Below are 18,428 nucleotides of genomic sequence, written 5' to 3'. Positions count from 1 at the left end.
TGGGTATCCAGGCCACCAGCTGGCACCACAGCCCGGAGGGTGACCCGGGACCGGGTAACTCCGTTTGCCCTGAGACGAATTGGAGCCCGTACAGGCCGGGCCGCACACCTCATACGGGGTAATCGCCCCAGCAACTCCGTCCAGGTGGCCCGCGCGTGGAAACAGGGTCATGTGAGCACTCAGTCCACGATCGCCCCCCGGAAGGGATTCCGGTTCGGGGGTGCCGGCTGGGTGTGCGGCCTGCGGGGGTACATCGCCGCGGACAGCTGATCGGCCAGGTGGCCGTCATGGCTGCGGTAGCCGGGATGGTCCGACGCCTCCACCTCGGGCAGGCTCTTGTCCCAGTACCCCGGCTGCCGGGTCCTCTCCACGGCCTTCCGCGCCGCCTGGGCGGCGTGCCGCTTGGCCCGCACCCGCTCCCGCCGCAGGGACCCCTCCGGGGCTTCCTCCAGATACTCCGGCATCCGGCCGCCCTCGATGGCCTGGGCGGCGGCCGAGGTCACCGCGGCCACGTACCCCTCGGTGCTGTCCTCGGCCAACGTGATCGTCATACTCGCGGGCCGCCGCTCGCCCAGACCGAACAGTTCCCGCAGCTTGCGCAGGACACCGCTGGACGGGGCCCGCCCGCCGGCCTCAAGACGAATTTCGTGGCGGCGTCCAACGCCGATCTTCGCGGCCATCTCGGAATGGCTCAGCCCCGCCTCCAGCCGGGCCTCGCGCAGCTGCTCGGCGAAACTCTCGGGCCCGACCTGATCCATGCTCACCGAGCCCCCAGGGGCTGGTACACGGCCTTGCCGTCCACTACGGGTTCGGGATGCATCCTGTCGCGGTCGGCCTCACGCTGCGGGGCCGCTGTCCGCTCCCACGGCCGCAGCGCGGTAGGTGCCAACGTCCGAACCCCGGTCACCCTGCCGTCGTCGGCGTACGAGATGACCGTGCCGTCGCTGACCACCAGGCCGTCATGCCCTCGCACGCGGTGCGCCGGCGCTGGCCGCGGGGTCTCGACCATCGTCGCCTCGACGGCCGTCGCCATCGCGCGCAGGAAGGGCGTGGTCCCCTGCACGACATCGCGCCACGTCGGCCGCCGCCCCGTCTGGCCTTGCAGCACACGCCACGCCGTAGGCGCCCGGCGGGGAGGAGTCGCCTCTACCGGCGGCTGCTCTTCCCGCTCAGACTCGGTACCGCGGGCCAGGATCGCGTCCCGTCGCAGCTGCGCCCCGGTCCGGTGGGGCGAGGTACCCCGGCCCATCACACGACATCTGAGAAGCGCGCGGTGACGTTGGGGGCGTGGCCGTACTGGAGATGCAGACGGTAGGCGTCGGCCGCGTCCGGGTCGGCGACGGCCTCGGCCATGCCGCCCTGAATCCGGCGAGAGGTGTTCTGGTGCTGCATCACTGCTCGCGTATGTGAGTCCTGCCGCATGGCCGCCACGTTTGCCGGACCGGCCACAGAGATATGGTCGGCGGGCTGGATGCGTACCCGGAATGTCATTTCCTGCTCCTGGTGTAGTAGGTGGTGAACTGGTCGTTGGGGCAATACTGCTACAGCGAATTCGCGGGCCAGTATTGGTACCAACGACTACACAAAGGAGGCCGCCATGAGATGGAGGCTCGACACGACCCGACTGGAACAGCAGAAGCAGACTCGCCACGTAGAGGCAGAGAAACACCGACACACGGTCAATCTGGAGTCCTTCAATACCGCGCCACTTCACGCCGTTCCAGGCCACCGGCCCGGCGTCGCGTTCTCGGATATGCAAGTCAACCCTGAATTGCAGAAGATCCACCGGGGGACGCTCTCCGAGTCACAGTTCGATGCTGGCCGTCTGACCGGCTATCGCCCGGTCGGATCGTTCTCTCCCTCCAGCTACCGCGGTGAGGACCGACTCCAGGACGGCCAGGAGATGCCCGCCGGCCGCGACGGCAGCGAGTACCGGTAGACCAGGCCCGGACATGGGCAGGGCCCCCGTGGCCGACGAACGGCGGGGGCCCTTCACGCGGCACAGGAACGGATCCGCGTGTGCTCTGGGGGTCAGACAGACATGGGGACGCGGGGTCCCATCTGCTGCCAGTTCTTCGGCCGCGCCGAAGCTGGCCGCTTGATGGTGGTCGATGACTCGCGCTCGTAGATCGAGCGGCCATAGGACATGTCGACGTTGGGGAAGTCGCGGTGCGCCGCGTTCAGTACGTCCGTGCTGCGGTGGGCGTCGAAGGTGGCGCAACCGGCCCGGTCGTCCCACGTGAAGAAGCCGGGTTCGAACTGCGACACGATCAGGTTTGGGTCGGAGTCGGCTGGCCAGTAAATCCGGGCCGGCACACCGTTCTGGTGGTTGTCGATGTGGATATGGGGCTGGGTGATGTTCTGCATGTTGGTCGCCATGTGCGGCATCCTCTAGCAGTGCATTTCCCAACGGGTAGTCAGGCACCCCAGGAAAGCGAGTACGGCCATTTTTGTGATCCAGAGCACAGTAGGCAACCCCTCCCCGCTTTGCCTCGTCTTTACCGCCGCTCCCCCCACCAAAGGAACACATCATCCGTAAAACCCTTGCGACCACCCTGGTCGCTGCGGTCGCGATTCTCGGGCTCACCGCGTGCGGCGAAGAGCCTGTGAAGGTGAGTGCGGCCAATCAGGCCCATTTCATATCGGCACTCCACGACCACACCGGCGAGCTCGGCAAATGGTCGCGCACACAGGGTGACTCGGAACTCATCTATTTGGGCGAGGTCGCCCGTGACGGCGTGAACCTTCGCGCCGACAGTCGTCAGCGCGATTACCTGCGCGCGGTGAAGCTCCTGAAGGAGAATGCCAAAAGCGCCAATGTCACCGTGCTGACGGACGACATGAACGCCCGCTACTTCATGACCATGGTCAGGAGCTTCCTTACTTCAGGGGCCCAGGGGGAGTCGAGAGGGTAACCGCCTTCAGGTCGGCCACGAACGCCCCGGATGCGCCCCCTCAGCAGTAGTTAGAGGCTGGCTCCATGGATCCCCGCATCGTCATTCACGAACCTGACGCCGACGGCGGCCGTCGCGTACACGTCGACTCCACCATCCTCGGCCTGGCGTACAGCGAGATGGACCTGCGGGAGTTCCTGCGCCGTGCCGGCCTGCCCGACTGGGACAGCATCGACATCACCGATACGGGGATGTTCCGTTGGGAAGGCGGAGGGCCGGAGACCTGGGACCACTAATTTCGGGGCTAAAAATTCGGGGTGAGACCCACTGCCCTCTAGAGAGAACATATAGGAGAGAGGTAACACCCCAGAGCTGTTGCGCGGGCCAGTAGGGTGAGTGCGCCTACGCCCCTCCCAGTCCGATCAAGCACGTTCACCCATTCGGTCGATCGCGATTCGCGATTCACCGACAGGAGCACCGAAACCCCCGCCCTGCCAACCCGGTACTGCTGCCCCGAAGTCGCCACCACGAATTTCGAAAAAAGGCGGGCTCGACGAGCCTTCCTCTAGAGGTGCTCAGCAGAGAAGAGTGACACAGAGATCGTGACCCCTGCGGGCCGGACGTCGTTGGCAGGCCATGAACAACATGAAGCGGGCGCTTACCGCCCTCGCCCTGGCTGCGGCCACACTGACCGTATCCACCCCCGCTCAGGCCGATGTCGTGGGAGACACCGTCACCCAAGTCGGATTCGTTGCGAAGCGCATTTTCGTTGGCAGCTCGTTGCTCACCAACCTGTTCGGTGTCGACGGGGCCTAAGGGCTGTCCCGCAATGACCGCTCATAGCTCTGGGAACGGCAGGGTGTCGTCCATCACCTGCAACAACTTCCGAGCAGGTGTCGCCTCCTCTGGCCGTACGGAGGAGGCGACACCTTCGATGACTGACCGGCCTGCGTGCACGGCTGTCCTTGCGGCTCCCTCCCAGCCGGTTTGCTGTCGGTAGCTCGCGTCGTGCTTGCGGTCCTGGGTCGCCGCAGCGGCGGAGTGCCACTGGTCGGTCTGGCAGATACTTCCCAGCAGGTCTAGCAACTCGGCCTTGCAGGCCACGTGCGGGGACCCGGCCAGTTCGAGAAGGAACGGGACCGTGGGAGCTGTCGCCTCGCCGACGACGAACCCCAGCGCGCAGATGGCATCGCCCAGGTCGTCGATGGCGAGGCGGGCCGTGGCTTCATCCCCATATGCGATCCGGGACAGCAGAGGGGGAATACCGCCAGCCGCAGTCCCTGTCGCATCGCGCAGTTCTCCCCAGCGGACCCCGGAGACGTTCCTCAACAGACTTCCCACGCCCTGCTCCTCATCAGATCCTCGTGCCGGCCCCGGCGGTGTCTTAAGCATGGTGCAGCTATGGGTGAGGCCCCGGCCAGGCGGCCTGTGACCGGGTGGTGCAACAAGGCCCCGGCTTGGCGCCATGATCTTGCTGTGACTGGAGTGATCACGGCGTCGGCCCCGTCCTGGATAGCCCCGTTCACTGGGCTGAGCCCTCGCTGCTTCGGCAAGCTGGTGACCTCCCTGCGCCGCGAGGGGGCCGATGAGGTGCGGCGGGGTCGGCCGTGGGGGCTGCCGCTGGAGGATCGGGTGCTGCTGGTCACGGCGTACTGGCGCACGAACTTGACGCTGCGCCAGCTTGCCCCGCTCTTCGGGGTATCGAAGTCCGCGGCCGACCGCGTCATTAGACACCTCGGCCCCCTGCTCGCGCTCCGGCCGCGCAAGCGGTTCCGCAAGGACACTGTGCTCATCGTGGACGGCACCCTGGTGCCCACCCGGGACCACACGGTGGCGGAGCAGTCCAAGAACTATCGGTACTCGACCAACCACCAGGTCGTGATCGACGCCGACACCTGCCTGGTGGTCGTGGTGGGCCGGCCGCTCGCTGGGAACCGCAACGACTGCAAGGCCTGGGAGGAATCCGGTGCCAAAGCCGCCGTCGGCAGGACCATGACGATCGCCGACGGCGGCTATCCCGGCACCGGGCTCGTCATGCCCCATCGCCGGCGCAAGGGCGAAGAGCTGCCCGACTGGAAACAGGAACACAACAAGTCCCACAAGCAGGTCCGTGCCCGCGTTGAGCACGTCTTCGCCCGGATGAAGACCTGGAAGATCCTCCGCGACTGCCGCCTCAAGGGCGACGGCGTTCACCACGCCATGCTCGGCATCGCCCGCCTGCACAACCTCACACTCGCCGGATAGACGAGCGGCGCACGACGGTCGGCCATGCCCGAGGCGACCCGGAGAGCATTTGCGGGACAGCCCTTAGCCGTTCTAGATCGGTTCTTGCCCCTTCGCGCCCTGGGCGCAGTCTCCTCCGTGACCATGACCGGCCGAGGGTCGTTGGCTGAGCATGAACACCAAGCGCGTACTTGCTGCCGTCGCCCTCGCTGGGGCTGCCCTGGCCTTCGCTGGCACTGCTCACGCTGACGGCTTCCTGGGTCTCGGGGAGTCGGGCAGCACGAACACGGACTCATCCACGAATCAGAACCTGTTCACCAAGGGGGATTCGATTCTCAGCGGTGAGAGCAACAGCTTCGTGCCGAGCCTTGACGTTGGCGGCATCAGCGGTGTCGGCAGCTCTCACGTGAAGTAGCAACTGCCCCGGTCGTCAGGGATAGCTGAGGCCAGGGGAGCTAGCCGTCCGTATTTTGAACACAAAAAGGCAGTGCCCTCAAATCGGCCGCCGTCAAGCATTTCCCGATGTGGCGTAATTCCTTTTTTGAAAGCGCAGCAGCATCCGCGCCCGGCCGGCTCCGCTGCCTTCGCGGGGCAGCGGCGGCGACCAAAAGGGTGCCTCCCAGCCCTCAACGGTGAGCGGGACCCTTACGGAGGGCAGATCTGGAGTGGTTCGCGTCACCAGGCGTGAGCCTCACCCAGCCGAAAGAAATTCAGGATGCGAAAGAACCTCACCGTCCGCCATGCCCTGATCGCCGCGCTCATCCTCTCCGGTTCCGCCCTGACCGTCCCCGCGGCCTACGCCACCCCCGCCGTCAGCGTGGCCGTCGCCTCCCAGCGGGCCGACGCCGACCAACTCGCCCTTCTCAAGAGGAGCGTGTCGGAGTGGAATCAGTGGCGTACGGACAACCCCGGCGTCAAGCCCGATCTGACTTCGGCCGACCTCGCCGGGGTGAACCTCCTGGGGGCCAACCTCTCCAGCGCTGACCTCACCGACGCCACCCTGACGGACACGAACCTCACTGAGGTGAACCTCACCGACGCCAAGCTCAGAGGCGTGAAGGCGACGGGCGCCCTCCTCTTCAGCGCCATCCTCGACAACGCCGACGCCAACGGCGCCAACTTTGAGGGCTCCAACCTCTCCAGCATCAAGGGCCGGCACACTATCTTCGCCAGCGCCGATCTCAGGCGCGCGAACCTCTCCGAGGCCGACCTTGCCGAGGCCGACCTCACCGGCGCGAACCTCGAAGGCGCCAACATGAGCTGCATCAACCACCCTCAGTGCGCCGCGGGGTGACGACTGCTGCATCCACGTAGCCACGGACGCCGGAAGAGCCCGCGCCCATCGCCGACAGGTGCGGGCTCTTCGCCTTGCTGGTGGTGCTAGTCGCCCTCGGGGATGACGCCGCGGCCACCCTTCACAGGTAGGAGGGGTGGCCGCTCAGGCTTCTGGGGCTATTCGGCCGGCGGTGCGGCCTTGGCGTAGGCGGTGGCGACGCCGTACACGGGGGAGCGGTTGAGGCGCTGCCCCTTACGGTCATACCGCTTCGTGGTGCGGGAGTTGGAGTGTCCGACCATTTCTTGCACGTCACCGATGTCGGCCCCGGTGTCGAGTGCCACGGTGATGGCGGTGTGCCGGCAGCTGTGTGGAGAAATCTGATCGAAGGCGGTGACGCCCGCTTTTTCGGCGATCCGCTGGACCAGTTCCCAGACCGAACCCTGGGTCATGGGCTGCCCGGTGCTGGTGGCGAACAGGATTCCGTCGAGGTCCGCGACGGTGCAGTCCGCGCGCTCGGCCCGCCATTCCAGGTACACGTCCAGGTCGTGCGCGACCTCGGGGGCGACCGGGATGGAGCGGTGTTTGCGGCCCTTGCCGAACACCCGGATGCGGCGGTGGCCCTGGTCGGTTCCGTACGCGGTGACGGGCGCCAGGGTGGCCTCGGAGACGCGGGGGCCGCCGGTCAGCAGGAAGCCGATCAGGGCCGCGGTACGGAGTCGTTGGCCTCCCCGGTCGTTGCGGGCCGCGTGCATCATGGCTGCGGCCTCGGAGGCGGTGAGGCCGACGGTCGGGGATTCGTCCTGGTCGACCTTGGGCCGCTTCAGCGCCCGGGGGTCGAACGGGTTGTTCTCCATCAGGTCCAGCGTCATCAGGTAGCCGGACCACGAGGACAGCGCGCCCAACCGGGCCTTGCGGGTCGAGTCGGCCATGGGCCGCAGCTCGCCGGTCTTGCGCACGAGCACGGTGGGGGCGTCGCGCATGTAGACGTTGTACGCGGATGCGTCGGCGAAGATCGCGCGGGTGGAGTCGATGCCGCGCACCATCTGGCACCAGGCCAGCCACTGCCGGACGGCTTCGCGGTAGGCGCGGCCGGTCTGCTTGGACTCCAGCGTTTCCACCCAGCGCTGCGCCAGCTCCCAGAGCTCTTCGAACCCGAGCCGGCCGGACTCCCGAAGTTCCTGGAGCGTCTCCAGGGCGTGCGTGGTCGTCGTGCCGGTGTCGTGCCCGGCCTGGGCCGCATCACCCGCTTCACGGGGCTGGATCACCGTTCCGCTCAGTACGACCGCCCCCTGTGCCTCTGTCATCAAATTCACCTCCATATCTGATTTTTGAGTGGCCTCAGATTTTTAGAGTGATAACGGCGATTATCACTGTGTTTCTGTTGAGCCGTCAAGATTGCCCATCGGACCGGCCATTACGCCATGTCTGATCCTTGAATGATCTGAACATCCGTTTCGCACCTCGACCCGGAGTCAGTTGAGCAGCGAGTACTTCAGCCGCGAGAACTTCAGTCTCGAATCCTTGGCTCGACGCCGGCCAGCCTCTGCTCACCGTCGGGGCCACCCCGCTCCGACCGCAGCCGGCCAACCCCGATTCGGGTCCCGGATCCCGAACCTGATTTCGCGTCCGCGAGGCAGTGCGGTTGCCACAGCGTCCTCGCTCCCGCGGCCGGCCCGCCCTCCCGGAAAGACTTCTCCCGCTGCGCGCCCTGCCTCCCCCGCGTGCTCATCCTCCCCTCGAAGGCTGCTCCCTCGGGGTGTCCCCCGCGTCCGGTCCGCTCCCCCGGGGGCCGGGCGACCGGCCGGAGCGGTGGTGCACTCACTGCCCCGGCCTGCTCCCCCGCGCTAGCCGCTGATCCCCCGCGTCCAGCCCTCCGCCCAGCCAGCCCCTGCCGTCGCTACCACCGACGCGGCCAGCCCCCAAACCGCCTTCCCGGGCCTCGCCCTGGTTGTCATCGGCGCGTGCGCCAGCAGCTCCAGCTCCTCCCGCACGGATGCTGCCTGCCGCCGCATCACGGCCAGTTCCGCCGTCCTCATCTCCATCAGCTCCCGCTCTGCCCGGCGCACCACCTCTTCGGCCGCCGCGACGACCAACGCGTCCACGTACGAGACCACGTCGTCCAGCTCCTCCGACCAGCGCTCGAAGTCCGCCCGCTCCGCCGCCAGCTCGGCGCGCAGTTCGGCGAGGACGTCCGGCTGCTCCTGGTGCTCCTCGACGGCCGGGCGCTCGTACTGCGCCCACTCCAAGCGTGGGTCCACGGGTGCGGGCCGCTTGTAGTCCATCCACTTCAGGCGCGGGTCAACGGCTACCGGCTCCGGCTTCTCCGGCATGGTCGGCATCATCACGCCGCCGCACACCACGTATGCCTCAGCGACCAAGTCACGCGGCTCGCACTTCTCCACCTGCCACTCCTCGGCGCCGTCCAGCACCACCCGCGTGACTCCGATACCGGCGCCCACGACACGACCCGCGCGGCCCTGGTGGATGACGCGATCTCCGGTGTTCCAGAAGCCCCGTCCTGTGGACGGCAGCACCACCGGCTCCGGCGCGGGCATCAGCGCCAGGCGGACGGGTGCGGCCTCAAGACCCAGCTGTCGGGGCGCCTCCGCCACGGCAGCCGCGGGTTGCACCCACGCCAGCGCGAGCGGTTCGGCGCCCTGGAGGACGACCCTGCGCACCATGCGGGTACCCGCGTCCTGCACCGCCCGCCGCTCTCCTACCGCGCGGCAGAGGTTCAGCAGCTCTTCGGCGGTGTCGCAGCCGCCCTTGGTGAGGGAGACGAGCTTCCCGGGGATGGACACGCCCGCGTCGCTCTGCCACTCGTCAAGGCGCGCCATCCCGTACCAGCGCCCGCCCCGGTGGGAAACCTCGAAGCCGTAGCCCCACTTGTCGGCGAAGAGCCACCACTCTTGCGCCCAGCCGGGATTCATCGGCTGCACGCTCTCGCCCTCCAGGACCGCCGGGGGCGTCGGCTCCTGCTTGCCGTGCAGGGTCTTGCCGTAGCCGGTGAGGTCGGTCCGCTCGCCGCCGTACTCCTTGGCGAGCATGGCGTGAGCGGCGCGGCGCTCCTGGCGGTTCAGGCGGGAGCGGTAGGCGTCCTCGTGGGCCCGGTAGGCCATCTCCGTCCGAACCTGCTTCTCAATCGCGGCCAGTGTGCGCGGCACCTTCGGCATGAACAGCCCTCCGCAGATGACCGGCGCCAGCTCGCCGGCCGGACCCTGACCCTGAATTTTTTCGCCGTCGGCGGGAGACTTTCCTGTCGATTCCTCGCCGTATACCTCGGGATACTGCTCGCGCAGGAACCTCTCCAGGTGCGGCAGCCACTCGATACCGAGCGCCATCGCGAGCAGCGCCGCGGCGACGACCGGCGCCACGACATCCCCCACTTGCTGGCAGACGCTCGTCCTACTGCCCACGACGGGCCACGACTCCGGCACCGTGATGAGCCGCATGATCTGAGCGAGGGTGAACCGCCCGCCCTTCTCCCCCACGTCCACGCTGCGGATCCGGGACGTGAAGGCCGTGTACGGGCGCTCGTCGCTGATGGTGGCGATGTTCCCGCCGCCGGACCGCTTGCCCACTCCCCGGGTGTAGACCGGCGTCCCCTCTGGCAGGCCGGTAGCCGTCGCGGCGCCCGTCCGCAGCCCCGGCGCCTCCATGGTCACCCCGGTCACGCTGTCCCGCCGCGCCACCATGAGCGCCCGCACCCGCTGGGTCGGCGAGCCGAAGTCGGCCGCGTCCCGCACCATCCACTCAGCCGTAGCCCAGCCCATGAGCTGGAAGTCCGCGGCAGCCTCTCCCCTGATCTGCTCCGGCAGTTTGCTGCTCTGCTCGACGGCCACCCACTCCAGCGGCGCCCCCGCGGCCTGCAACCCGAGACCCCATATCGCGAGTTCGAGCATGAGGTGGCCCGTGCTGCCGGTGTAGTCGTCCATGTCTGCGCGGACGTCGCCCCATGACATGCCGTTGGGCAGCTTCATCTCCAGCTCACGGCCGAACTCCGGGCACAGCCCCATGTCACCCATGGGGATCGCCCCGGCGGCCCGGCGGGCGGAGTCCCACGCCTCCGACAGGATGTCCACGTTCTCCGGCAGCCTGCCCAGCCGCTTGCCCGAGTCGGTGTAGTCCGTGCACGGCGGGGTCACGATCAGCCCGCGCACCTGCCTGAACACCGGGTCGGACGGGTCCAGCGTGGTCACGTCTGCCTGTATCGCGAAGAACCCGGCCGCCCGCAGCGTCTTCACACAGTCGGGGTCGTTGTCGATGTTGATGACCTCGACGTCACGGCCCAACTTCTGCCGCAGCACCTCACACAGCCCCATGACCATGCCGCCCGGACCCGAGAACAGGTTCAACACGAGCAGCGGCGCACCATCGGGGCGCGGCTCCATGAACTGGGCCAGCTCGGGGAACCGCTTCACGGCATCGCTCTCGACCGCCCGCAGCGGCGACGCCCCCGGCTCGGCGAAGGGGTCGTAGGCGTCCTCCTCGCACTCCCCCGCCTGCTCCTCGGCAGCCTCACGCTCCAGGGCCAGCCGCAGCGGACGGGGCAGGCTCGACGGCGCGGCGTCCACCGGCTCCGGCTCCTCCTGGCGCTCCTCGACGGCCTCGCCGCGGGACACAGCGTCGGCCAGGATGGCGCGCTTGACCGCGGGCAGGTTAGGGAAGGCGTCCCCGCCGGTCCGGCAGCGGTTCTTCGGGTCCTCGTCCTCGAAGACCAGTCGGGCCCCGTCCGAGTGCTCGTGCTGCGCCGAGAACGTCCTCGCCAACTTCCGCAGCACGTAGGAGTGCCCCATGATCTTGGCGATGCACGGGAACGTGTTCTTGGAGCTGAACACGATGTCGCCGACCTTGACCGCCGCCGCCTTGCGCGGCGCCTTGGACCCCCTGCCCATCGTGATCTCCCCGCCCGTGCCGGTGCTCTTCTTCGCGCTCTTCGTCTCCGTCGGCTGCGGTCCGGCCGCGATGTAGGCGCGCTCCGCCTCGGTGAGCGGCAGTAGTTCGGTGATGCGCCGCCCTTCCCCGATGGAGACGTAACCGGCCTCGTGGCTCTCCAGCGTCGCCGGGTGCGCGGCGGCCCAGTAGATCGACTCGTCGTCGGCCCCGTTGAAGGTGCGGCCCACCAGGGCGCCGGACGCATTCAGGGTGACCCCGGTCAGGTTGGTCCACTTCCCGCGACCGTTGGTGATGCTGTCCGGCATCCGCACGGATTCGTACGTCTCCCCCAGGACCGTGCACCGCTGCCAGCCCTTGCCCAGCTCCTCCGTGACGACCTCCGGCATGTCCTCGGCCGGGGTCAGGTCGGACACGCGCACGCGCCTGCCGCCGTACGTGACGACGTGGAAGGGGTCCGGCATGTGGTCGACGCCAACCCATGCCGCACCCAGGTAAGGGCGGTCGCCGGACAGGTAGAGGTGCGGGACCTCGACGGGGGTCAGGTTCGCCACGGCCACCCTGCGCCCGCCGTTGTACGCGCTGGTGACGACAACCGCCGTCGCCCCGTGCAGCTCCATGACGCGCGCGTACCGGGACATGACTCCCGGGATGCCCTCGGGCAGCAGCACCACGGACGCGTTGGGGTTCGACTCCCCCATGTCCAAGTACGGGTTGTCGCGGTGGCTTGCCGCCCGCCCGCGCGCCCAGCTCTCTTCCTGCATGGGCTTGGCATCCTGCACCCACCCGCAGGCACACGCGGGCACGTAACCGCCCTCGACGGCCCGGACGTCCGTCACGTGCTCCGGGGAGCCGTACGCGGGCACCAGGGCCAGCGGCGCGGCCTGCTCCACCGCCACTAGGCCCGCGCGCCCCACCGAAACCGGCACCGAATTCGGGGAAAGGGGGGCGTCCTCGAATGCCCACGCGGCCCAGTCCTTGCCGTCCCACTCCCGCTCGACCAGCCACCGCCGGTAGCTCACCAGGAAGTCATCCCCCTGGTGGTGCTTCTCGGCCCACTCCTCCCAGCCGCGCCCCTGCGGCACGTACCGGCCCGCTTCGTCCTGCTCCTCCGCCCACTTCTCAGCACCACGGAACGCGATCAGCTGCGCCGCGTCCGCCTTAAGGTCGGCCGCGTACACCTGCTCCTCCTCGTCGAACTCCAGCACCCGCAGGGACTCGACCGAGCACCCGTAATCGGCCGCAGCGTGCGCCGCGCACACCGCCCTCCCGCCGTCGGAGTACAGCCGCACGCCGTACTCCTCGCACTGGTCCTCGAACGCGCCCTCTACCCGGACGCTGCAATTTCCGACCTCGACCGGCTGCGGCAATTCCGTATTCTGAAGGTGGCGCCGGAAAATCTTGCGCGGGATGACGTAATCCAGCCGCGCATCTCCCTTGTAGGTGTCCCGGTAGATCAGCCCATCGGACTGCCATTCGGCCAGTTCGTAGTTTCGGGTCATCTCCACACCCCAACCGGCGTGGCCCGGGTGGAAGAGATCACCGGACCGGGTCTCGGACGGGCCAGACGCGTGCTCCAGGCAAACGCGCTGGAACAGTCCCCCGAATTCCTCCGGGTCCTCACAGCCGCACTCGTCGTAGTCGTCCTCGGGCTCTACAGCCACGAGACGCTCGATTTCCTCCGTCACCGCTTTCAGCGTCGGCTCACCCGGAGATTCCTTGGCGCTGTAGCGACCGGCCACCCACACCAGGATGTGATGCGCAGACCCCTCCAGGGTCTCGGCGGAGAGATCCAGGGTGAACGTGTCGCCGGTCCACTCCTGCTCTACGTCCCATCCCTGCCTCTCGGCAAGCGTGATCAGCCTTGTGGCAGACGTCGGCGCCGCCTGATTTTGGGTAGAGCTCTCCCCTTGAGCGTGAGCCATTTTCTTGAAACCCCCATCGCGATTCGGCGTGTCCGGTCGGCCCGGTCCTACGCGGGCATGACTCCATTATCGCAATTCCGGGGGACCAATTCCAGGGCGAGGGGCACCCTTAAGCCGATTTTTTCGGGATTTCTCTACCTGGAGCCTCGAATAGAAATTCAGAATTCAATTCAAGGCCGTGGCCTCAAAGCAGTGACAATTCCGCAGGCAGTATCAGCGGGGGTAGTGACACCGCCGCGGCGGTGCTGGTAGCGTCGGACCGATCGCGAGATTGTGTCCGGGATCACCAAGAGCGCCGGGTCCTACCCCCTCCTTCGGGAGGAGGCCGGCGCTCTTTCTCATGCCCGCGGCGACCAGTAGCAGCCAGTGCCAGAATCGCCCCATGCGAATCACGAAGATCAGCGAGGGCGCGGCATCCGGCTTCCCCCGGGCAGCGTTCGACCGCGCCTATCTGGCGGCCACCGAGGCCCCTCCCGCAGACCCAGCAGGAGAAGTCGCCCGCAGGCAGCTCATAGAGGCGTCGTACGCCGTCGTGTACCGCCACCGGCAGGCGCATGAGGCCGCGGACAGCCTCCAGGAGCTCCTGGAGCAGAGTGGCGACCGACTGGGCCGGGAGTGGCACTACGCGGCCCAGCAGCGGCTGTTCAGCTTCTTCGTGTCGCTGCACTCCTCACTGGAGAGCACCTTCTACTGGCTGTACTTCGCCGGCGGCCAGCTTAAGCCCGACATCTTCAAGCACGCCGCATCGGGCAACTGGCAGAAGATCAAGCCGGACGCGACCGTCGCCGCTTTCGAGGCCGCGTGGGACAAAGCTCGGCTGACCGGCGCACTGGTCGAGGTGAAGGCTTCGACCACGTACAAGGATTTCGGGGAGGCCAGGAACATCCTCGCGCACCGGATCGCCCCGAGTTTCGAGCACCTGGTGACGTTGCAGGGCGAGCACGTCGCCAACGCCGGGGAGATCGACTACGTCCTCCGCTGGCGGGGAGAACCCGTCACCGAAGCAGTGCCGCAGGTGCTCACCAACGGCGAGGCCGCCCTCACCTCGGTCTGGGAGACAGCTGCGGTGTTCTTCGAGGCACCCCCCGCTTGACGGCTCACCGCGGCATAACTTCCGCACCTCCCGGACCGAGCGAACCCTGCCCTCCGTGTTCGGAGGGCAGGGCAGTGGGGCGTGACAAGGTCAGCGCAGCCGCCTTTTTTGGTGCCGACCTTCTGGGGCGTCGATCTGGTGCTCCTCAAGGTGTGCCTCTGCCAACATTGTGCAGGCCGCCCACTCGTCCTCGCCGGTCTCCTTGAGCCAAGCCTGAAGCTTGAGGTTGGCCATCGAATCAGCAGGGTGCCGCCTCTTCCGCGGCTCACCCTTCGAGTTGGGCTTACTCATCACCTCCTCGGTGATCCGGGCGTGGATCTCTGCCGGAACGAGCTCGGGGTGCTCGACTAGGAAGGCCCAGGAGTAGCGGTACGGGTACCTCCACTCCTCGTAGGTCTTGTGGCGCGGAGTCCAGTCGGCGAAAGCATCAGTAACTGTCTTCATGGCCGTCAGCCTTGCAGTCGGCCCAACCACAGTCCCGCCTCCTCGTCCGTTCGAGTGCAGTCCGCCCATAGCCCCTTGACACCTACACGTCGGCTGCCCGTCACTGCGCCCACCCTCGTACGGCGTGCCGCCGTGCGCACTCCGTGCGCTCCCTGCCGCGCCGGGGCTTGTTAGGCCATCCTGGTGACATGGCGACGCTCCCGAAGGCCCCGTGCCCGTCTTGCAGCGTTCCGCACGCCCTGCTGGCCACCAAACGAATCGGCTATGGCTCGGTCGCGGACCACAAGGTCGAGCCCCGGGCGCTGGTGCTGTGTCCTGGCAGCATGGTGCACGTCGCCTACGCGGAAGCGCGTGCCTGGCAGCTGGAGTTCGAGCGGGCCAAGGAGGAGTCAGTGGCGCCGGCCGCGGTAGAGGAGAAGTTGTTCTGACGCCAACGACGTCGGCGCGGTCGTGGCGCTGGGGCTGTTCTAGGCGGCGGCTGGCAGCGGTGAGGTGACTGCTACTCACCCCATCGGCCCCGCGCGATTCCGGAGACGTTCGCGGTGCCGGTGCGGGTGGGTCAGGCGCTCTGCTTGAGGACGTTGCGGACCGTGTCGCGGTGGACACCGACCTTGGCCGCGATCTCGTTCAGCACTGCGGTCACGCCAGGGCTGCCATTGATCCTGAGGTTGGCGCCGTACTGCTCCATGGCGGCGGTGTGGAGCTTGCGGATCTTCTCGTCGCGTTCGAGGTTGCGTGGGCGACCGGCCTTCCCCTTGGAGGCGGTAGTCACCGGCGTAGGAGTTGAAGAGTCTTCGGGAGCGGGGGCGGCAGTGGCCGGAGGCATGCGGCGGGCCCAGGACCGCTTGGGCTCCTCCACGTCCTCCACCACCGCGGACTCCACTACCGGCTCAGGGGGCGGTGGCAGCGCGGCGGCCGGCACCACCTCGGGAGGTTCTACGGGCGCCTCGGGCGCGGTTCCGGCAGCGATGTACTCGCGCAGGCACTGCGGGCACAGCGGGGCGGGGAGGAGGCTGCTGTTGCACATCAGCGCCTCGTCCGGATGGCGGCGGCAGGGATGCTTGGCGGGGGACCAGCAGTGCTCGGGGAAGCCCTCACCTGTGTAGGGCATGGGCAGGTGGAGGAGTTCAGCGAGTCCGGAAATTTCGATCTCCGGAAGCGTGTCCGTGTCCGGCTCCTTAGGGGTCTGGACACGGACACGGTCTAGAGCCGAGTTCTTGTTGACCTCTTCCCCGCTGGTTGTGGACGCGTGTCCGGACACAGCAGACACGCTTTGGACACGGTCCGGACTGTCGTCAGGAACTCCGCCAAGAACCTCATTCTTGACCGTGTCCGTGTCTGAACCCCTAAGGCCCTGGACACGGACACGGCCAGAAGGAGGGGTTCCTGGCCCTGTGGCCGGGGCGATGTCGCACATCTCCTCGGCCGCTGCGCTGAATGGCCTCACCAGCGTGTGCATTTTCGCGTTGCTGACCTTGTCGGTGACGATGTTGTTGCGGATGATGAGCCACTCCACGGCCTCGTCTACCTTGCTGGAGTTACCCCCGACGAGAGCGCGCAAGCGGCGTGTGTTCAACGGTTCCTTGGCTTCCAGCATCACCTCGGAGACGCGCTCCATCAGGGCGAGCGGCATGCGCTCTTCGTGGCGGTCCGGGTCGCCGTTCGAGGGAGCGGCGTCGATACTCAGGAACACCTCGCCGTCGGCCGTCGCGTCCACGATGAGCTGACCGAGGCGGTACTTGTTTCCGACCATCTCGGCGTACCGCTCGATTTCCCCCTCACGGTCCTTGGAGACGTACAGCTCGGATACGCCCCGGTTGCCCTTGCCCATAGGCGCCACCTTCTGGAGTTGGAAGGAGGCGCCGGTGATACCGCCGGACTTGTAGAACGAGCCGTTCGAAAACTCGCTCGCGGTGACGCCCTGCCGGTTGGGGTGGTCCGCCACGGCTACCGCCGGCCCGAGCGAGGCGAACTGGTCCATGAAGCCGGTGAACCATGACGCGTCGACCGCAACGTTCGGGTCTTTGCCGTGGATGCGGAAGAAGGGGGTGACGCCGTCGATGACCACGAGCTGGGCGTCACGGGCGTGGCCGATCAGGTACGTCTTGTCGGCGTCCGTCAGCCGGTCGTGCATGCGAACGTAATGGAACTGCTCCAGACCCGTCTCCTCGGCCACCCCGCAGGACCGGAGCCGGGCGACGATAGACCGCGGGTTGTTCTCTAGGTCGATGTAGACGACGTGGCCGCCGCGCTTCATCACGGCGATGGAGTGGCCAAGCATGAACCAGGTCTTGCCGCCTGCCGGTGCGGAGATCACCTCGTGGGTGCATCCCGGGTAGAGGAAGGCGTGATCGTGGAAGGCCATGCCGATGGTGGGGATGACCGGTTCCACCTCGCCGCGGAAGTACGCGGCGAGGTCCGGGATGTCGAGTCCGGACCTCGCCGGGGTGCCGGTGGTCGGTGTGGGCTTCTTCTGCTCCCGCCGCTTACGCCGCGCCTCTTCGTACTCGGGGTCGTCCTCCGGATCGGGCACGACATGGAGGCCGGGCGCATCGGGTGCGTCATCGCGAGGGGGTACGCCGTGGCGGGTGGCGATCTCGCGAGCCTGTTCGTCGGTTTCCGGGTCGACGTCGTGTTCTTCGGGGAGGGTCCACTCCGTGGTCATGCCGCCACCCCCTGCGAGGCGCGGCCGTGGCGGAGCGCGCGGACGATGAACGCGGATACTTCCCGCTCCTCCAGCCCGACCGTCACCGCGGCTTCCAAGAGTGCTCCGTGAGCCTGTACGACGTCGTAGTGTCCGGCCGTGATGTCCTCGGCTGCGCGGCAGGCGGACCACAGGACTCGTGCATGGCGGGCTTCATCCGGAGGGACCGAGAGGATATTCCGGATCAGGCGGTGGAGATCGCCTCCGTAGCGGCGTTGGGCCAGGTGCTGGCGGGCGTCGAGCGCACTGGAGATGCCTGTGGAGAGAGGCCCCGCTGGGAACGCCGGCGCACGCAGCGCGTTCTCCAGCTCGGCGGGGATGGGCGCGATGGGGGCGCTCCAGTCAGCCACGCTGTAGATGGCGCCGCTGTAGTGGCGGGACCCGGGACCTACGAGATAGCCGCCGTCCCCCTTGACCCCGCGCACGTCGATTCCCTTCGGCATCGAGCCGGTGCCGTTGCCGACGTCAGCGGCCGGGCGCTCGAAGTACAGATGTGCGCGCCACGGTTCCTCAGGGCGGGAGTGGACGGTGAGGGTGGGGGTCCAGATGCCGGGGAACCGTTCCTCTGCGGCCTCGGCGGCGCCAGCCCGGTCGATGTCGACGCCGAGGACGCCGGACGCCTTCATGGCCACGCCGATGTTGTGCGTCGAGCGGAGAAACCAGCGTTCCAGATGATGCTCGTTGCGGGTAGCGGCCGTCGGCCAGTGGGAGACGGCTGGGCGCTTGCCGCGGTTGGAGTCGCCGGACGTACCAGGGTGATCGACGGGAAAGACGGCCAAGTCCAGCTCACGCACCAGGCGCAGGGCCGAAGCATGGATGCGCTCGCGCTCGGCGGACTCGCCCAGGCGGGCGGATTCTGCACTGAGCGCTTGCTTGGAATTGGACATTTTGGGGTAATATGTCATAGATGATTACGCTCCTGACAGATTGTGATCATTGCGGGTCCGTGGTTGGTGCCGCGTGGATGTTCTTGGTT

Annotated in this window: 19 protein-coding genes; 9 read left to right on the top strand and 10 right to left on the bottom strand. The window is 67.6% G+C overall.

All coding sequences use genetic code 11. The annotated features are described in order from the left end of the window. Positions 1 to 179 precede the first annotated feature (179 nt). The 3 genes from AC3IX6_RS32560 to AC3IX6_RS32550 all read right to left on the bottom strand — a co-directional run bounded on the left by AC3IX6_RS32560 (position 180) and on the right by AC3IX6_RS32550 (position 1,491). Entirely contained in the window at positions 180 to 758 is a 579-nt protein-coding gene (locus tag AC3IX6_RS32560; protein WP_489371629.1) for a helix-turn-helix transcriptional regulator, read from the bottom strand. A gap of 2 nt (positions 759 to 760) precedes the next feature. After that, positions 761 to 1,063 carry a hypothetical protein gene (locus AC3IX6_RS32555; protein ID WP_489366873.1) on the bottom strand — a complete coding sequence of 101 codons (303 nt, stop codon included), beginning with the start codon at positions 1,061 to 1,063 and terminating at the stop codon, positions 761 to 763. 185 nt (positions 1,064 to 1,248) lie between these two features. Continuing rightward, positions 1,249 to 1,491 (bottom strand): hypothetical protein, encoded by a 243-nt coding sequence (locus tag AC3IX6_RS32550; RefSeq protein WP_489366872.1) that lies wholly within the window; start codon positions 1,489 to 1,491, stop codon positions 1,249 to 1,251. Positions 1,492 to 1,597: 106 nt separating this feature from the next. On the opposite strand from AC3IX6_RS32550, the gene AC3IX6_RS32545 reads away from it, so the two are divergent. Then, positions 1,598 to 1,939, top strand: coding sequence for a hypothetical protein (locus AC3IX6_RS32545; protein ID WP_489366871.1), 342 nt, complete (start codon positions 1,598 to 1,600; stop codon positions 1,937 to 1,939). A 92-nt stretch (positions 1,940 to 2,031) separates the two neighbouring features. On the opposite strand, the gene AC3IX6_RS32540 is transcribed toward AC3IX6_RS32545, so the two are convergent. Then, complete coding sequence (locus AC3IX6_RS32540; protein WP_489366870.1) at positions 2,032 to 2,379, bottom strand: hypothetical protein; 348 nt, start codon at positions 2,377 to 2,379, stop codon at positions 2,032 to 2,034. A gap of 233 nt (positions 2,380 to 2,612) precedes the next feature. Between AC3IX6_RS32540 and AC3IX6_RS32535 the strand changes: the two genes are divergently transcribed. From AC3IX6_RS32535 to AC3IX6_RS32525, 3 genes are all read left to right on the top strand, one after another. Further along, a complete protein-coding gene (locus AC3IX6_RS32535; protein ID WP_489366869.1) occupies positions 2,613 to 2,915 on the top strand; it encodes a hypothetical protein in 303 nt (100 codons plus the stop codon). 65 nt (positions 2,916 to 2,980) lie between these two features. After that, complete coding sequence (locus AC3IX6_RS32530; protein ID WP_489366868.1) at positions 2,981 to 3,190, top strand: hypothetical protein; 210 nt, start codon at positions 2,981 to 2,983, stop codon at positions 3,188 to 3,190. 340 nt (positions 3,191 to 3,530) lie between these two features. After that, entirely contained in the window at positions 3,531 to 3,710 is a 180-nt protein-coding gene (locus AC3IX6_RS32525) for a hypothetical protein (RefSeq protein WP_489366867.1), read from the top strand. 21 nt (positions 3,711 to 3,731) lie between these two features. Here AC3IX6_RS32525 and AC3IX6_RS32520 read toward each other — a convergent pair whose 3' ends face one another. After that, entirely contained in the window at positions 3,732 to 4,235 is a 504-nt protein-coding gene (locus tag AC3IX6_RS32520) for a hypothetical protein (protein ID WP_489366866.1), read from the bottom strand. Between the two features lie 135 nt (positions 4,236 to 4,370). On the opposite strand from AC3IX6_RS32520, the gene AC3IX6_RS32515 reads away from it, so the two are divergent. The 3 genes from AC3IX6_RS32515 (at position 4,371) to AC3IX6_RS32505 (ending at position 6,411) form a co-directional block, all read left to right on the top strand. After that, positions 4,371 to 5,138 (top strand): transposase, encoded by a 768-nt coding sequence (locus AC3IX6_RS32515; RefSeq protein WP_489366865.1) that lies wholly within the window; start codon positions 4,371 to 4,373, stop codon positions 5,136 to 5,138. 151 nt (positions 5,139 to 5,289) lie between these two features. Beyond that, entirely contained in the window at positions 5,290 to 5,532 is a 243-nt protein-coding gene (locus tag AC3IX6_RS32510) for a hypothetical protein (protein WP_489366864.1), read from the top strand. A 300-nt stretch (positions 5,533 to 5,832) separates the two neighbouring features. Beyond that, complete coding sequence (locus AC3IX6_RS32505; RefSeq protein ID WP_489366863.1) at positions 5,833 to 6,411, top strand: pentapeptide repeat-containing protein; 579 nt, start codon at positions 5,833 to 5,835, stop codon at positions 6,409 to 6,411. 158 nt (positions 6,412 to 6,569) lie between these two features. On the opposite strand, the gene AC3IX6_RS32500 is transcribed toward AC3IX6_RS32505, so the two are convergent. Together AC3IX6_RS32500 and AC3IX6_RS32495 are read right to left on the bottom strand one after the other, a co-directional pair. Continuing rightward, a complete protein-coding gene (locus tag AC3IX6_RS32500) occupies positions 6,570 to 7,697 on the bottom strand; it encodes a tyrosine-type recombinase/integrase (protein WP_489366862.1) in 1,128 nt (375 codons plus the stop codon). A gap of 540 nt (positions 7,698 to 8,237) precedes the next feature. Continuing rightward, positions 8,238 to 12,788 carry a DNA cytosine methyltransferase gene (locus AC3IX6_RS32495; RefSeq protein WP_489366861.1) on the bottom strand — a complete coding sequence of 1,517 codons (4,551 nt, stop codon included), beginning with the start codon at positions 12,786 to 12,788 and terminating at the stop codon, positions 8,238 to 8,240. A gap of 805 nt (positions 12,789 to 13,593) precedes the next feature. Here AC3IX6_RS32495 and AC3IX6_RS32490 point away from each other — a divergent pair. Then, positions 13,594 to 14,304 (top strand): hypothetical protein, encoded by a 711-nt coding sequence (locus AC3IX6_RS32490; RefSeq protein WP_489366860.1) that lies wholly within the window; start codon positions 13,594 to 13,596, stop codon positions 14,302 to 14,304. A 90-nt stretch (positions 14,305 to 14,394) separates the two neighbouring features. Here the strand turns inward: AC3IX6_RS32490 and AC3IX6_RS32485 are convergent, their stop codons facing one another. Beyond that, positions 14,395 to 14,748 (bottom strand): hypothetical protein, encoded by a 354-nt coding sequence (locus AC3IX6_RS32485; RefSeq protein WP_489366859.1) that lies wholly within the window; start codon positions 14,746 to 14,748, stop codon positions 14,395 to 14,397. Positions 14,749 to 14,936: 188 nt separating this feature from the next. On the opposite strand from AC3IX6_RS32485, the gene AC3IX6_RS32480 reads away from it, so the two are divergent. Further along, positions 14,937 to 15,176 (top strand): hypothetical protein, encoded by a 240-nt coding sequence (locus tag AC3IX6_RS32480; RefSeq protein ID WP_489366858.1) that lies wholly within the window; start codon positions 14,937 to 14,939, stop codon positions 15,174 to 15,176. 131 nt (positions 15,177 to 15,307) lie between these two features. Here the strand turns inward: AC3IX6_RS32480 and AC3IX6_RS32475 are convergent, their stop codons facing one another. After that, positions 15,308 to 17,413 carry an AAA family ATPase gene (locus AC3IX6_RS32475; protein ID WP_489366857.1) on the bottom strand — a complete coding sequence of 702 codons (2,106 nt, stop codon included), beginning with the start codon at positions 17,411 to 17,413 and terminating at the stop codon, positions 15,308 to 15,310. After that, positions 17,410 to 18,339: a bifunctional DNA primase/polymerase gene (locus AC3IX6_RS32470; protein ID WP_489366856.1), complete on the bottom strand. Its 930-nt coding sequence runs from the start codon at positions 18,337 to 18,339 to the stop codon at positions 17,410 to 17,412. Before AC3IX6_RS32470 ends, AC3IX6_RS32475 begins: the two co-directional genes overlap by 4 nt. Positions 18,340 to 18,428: the final 89 nt, after the last annotated feature.

It is taken from the genome of Streptomyces sp. GL_141, from assembly GCF_057834385.1.
Note: the sequence above shows the minus strand (reverse complement) of the source record. Positions and strands in the feature narration are given on the sequence as shown.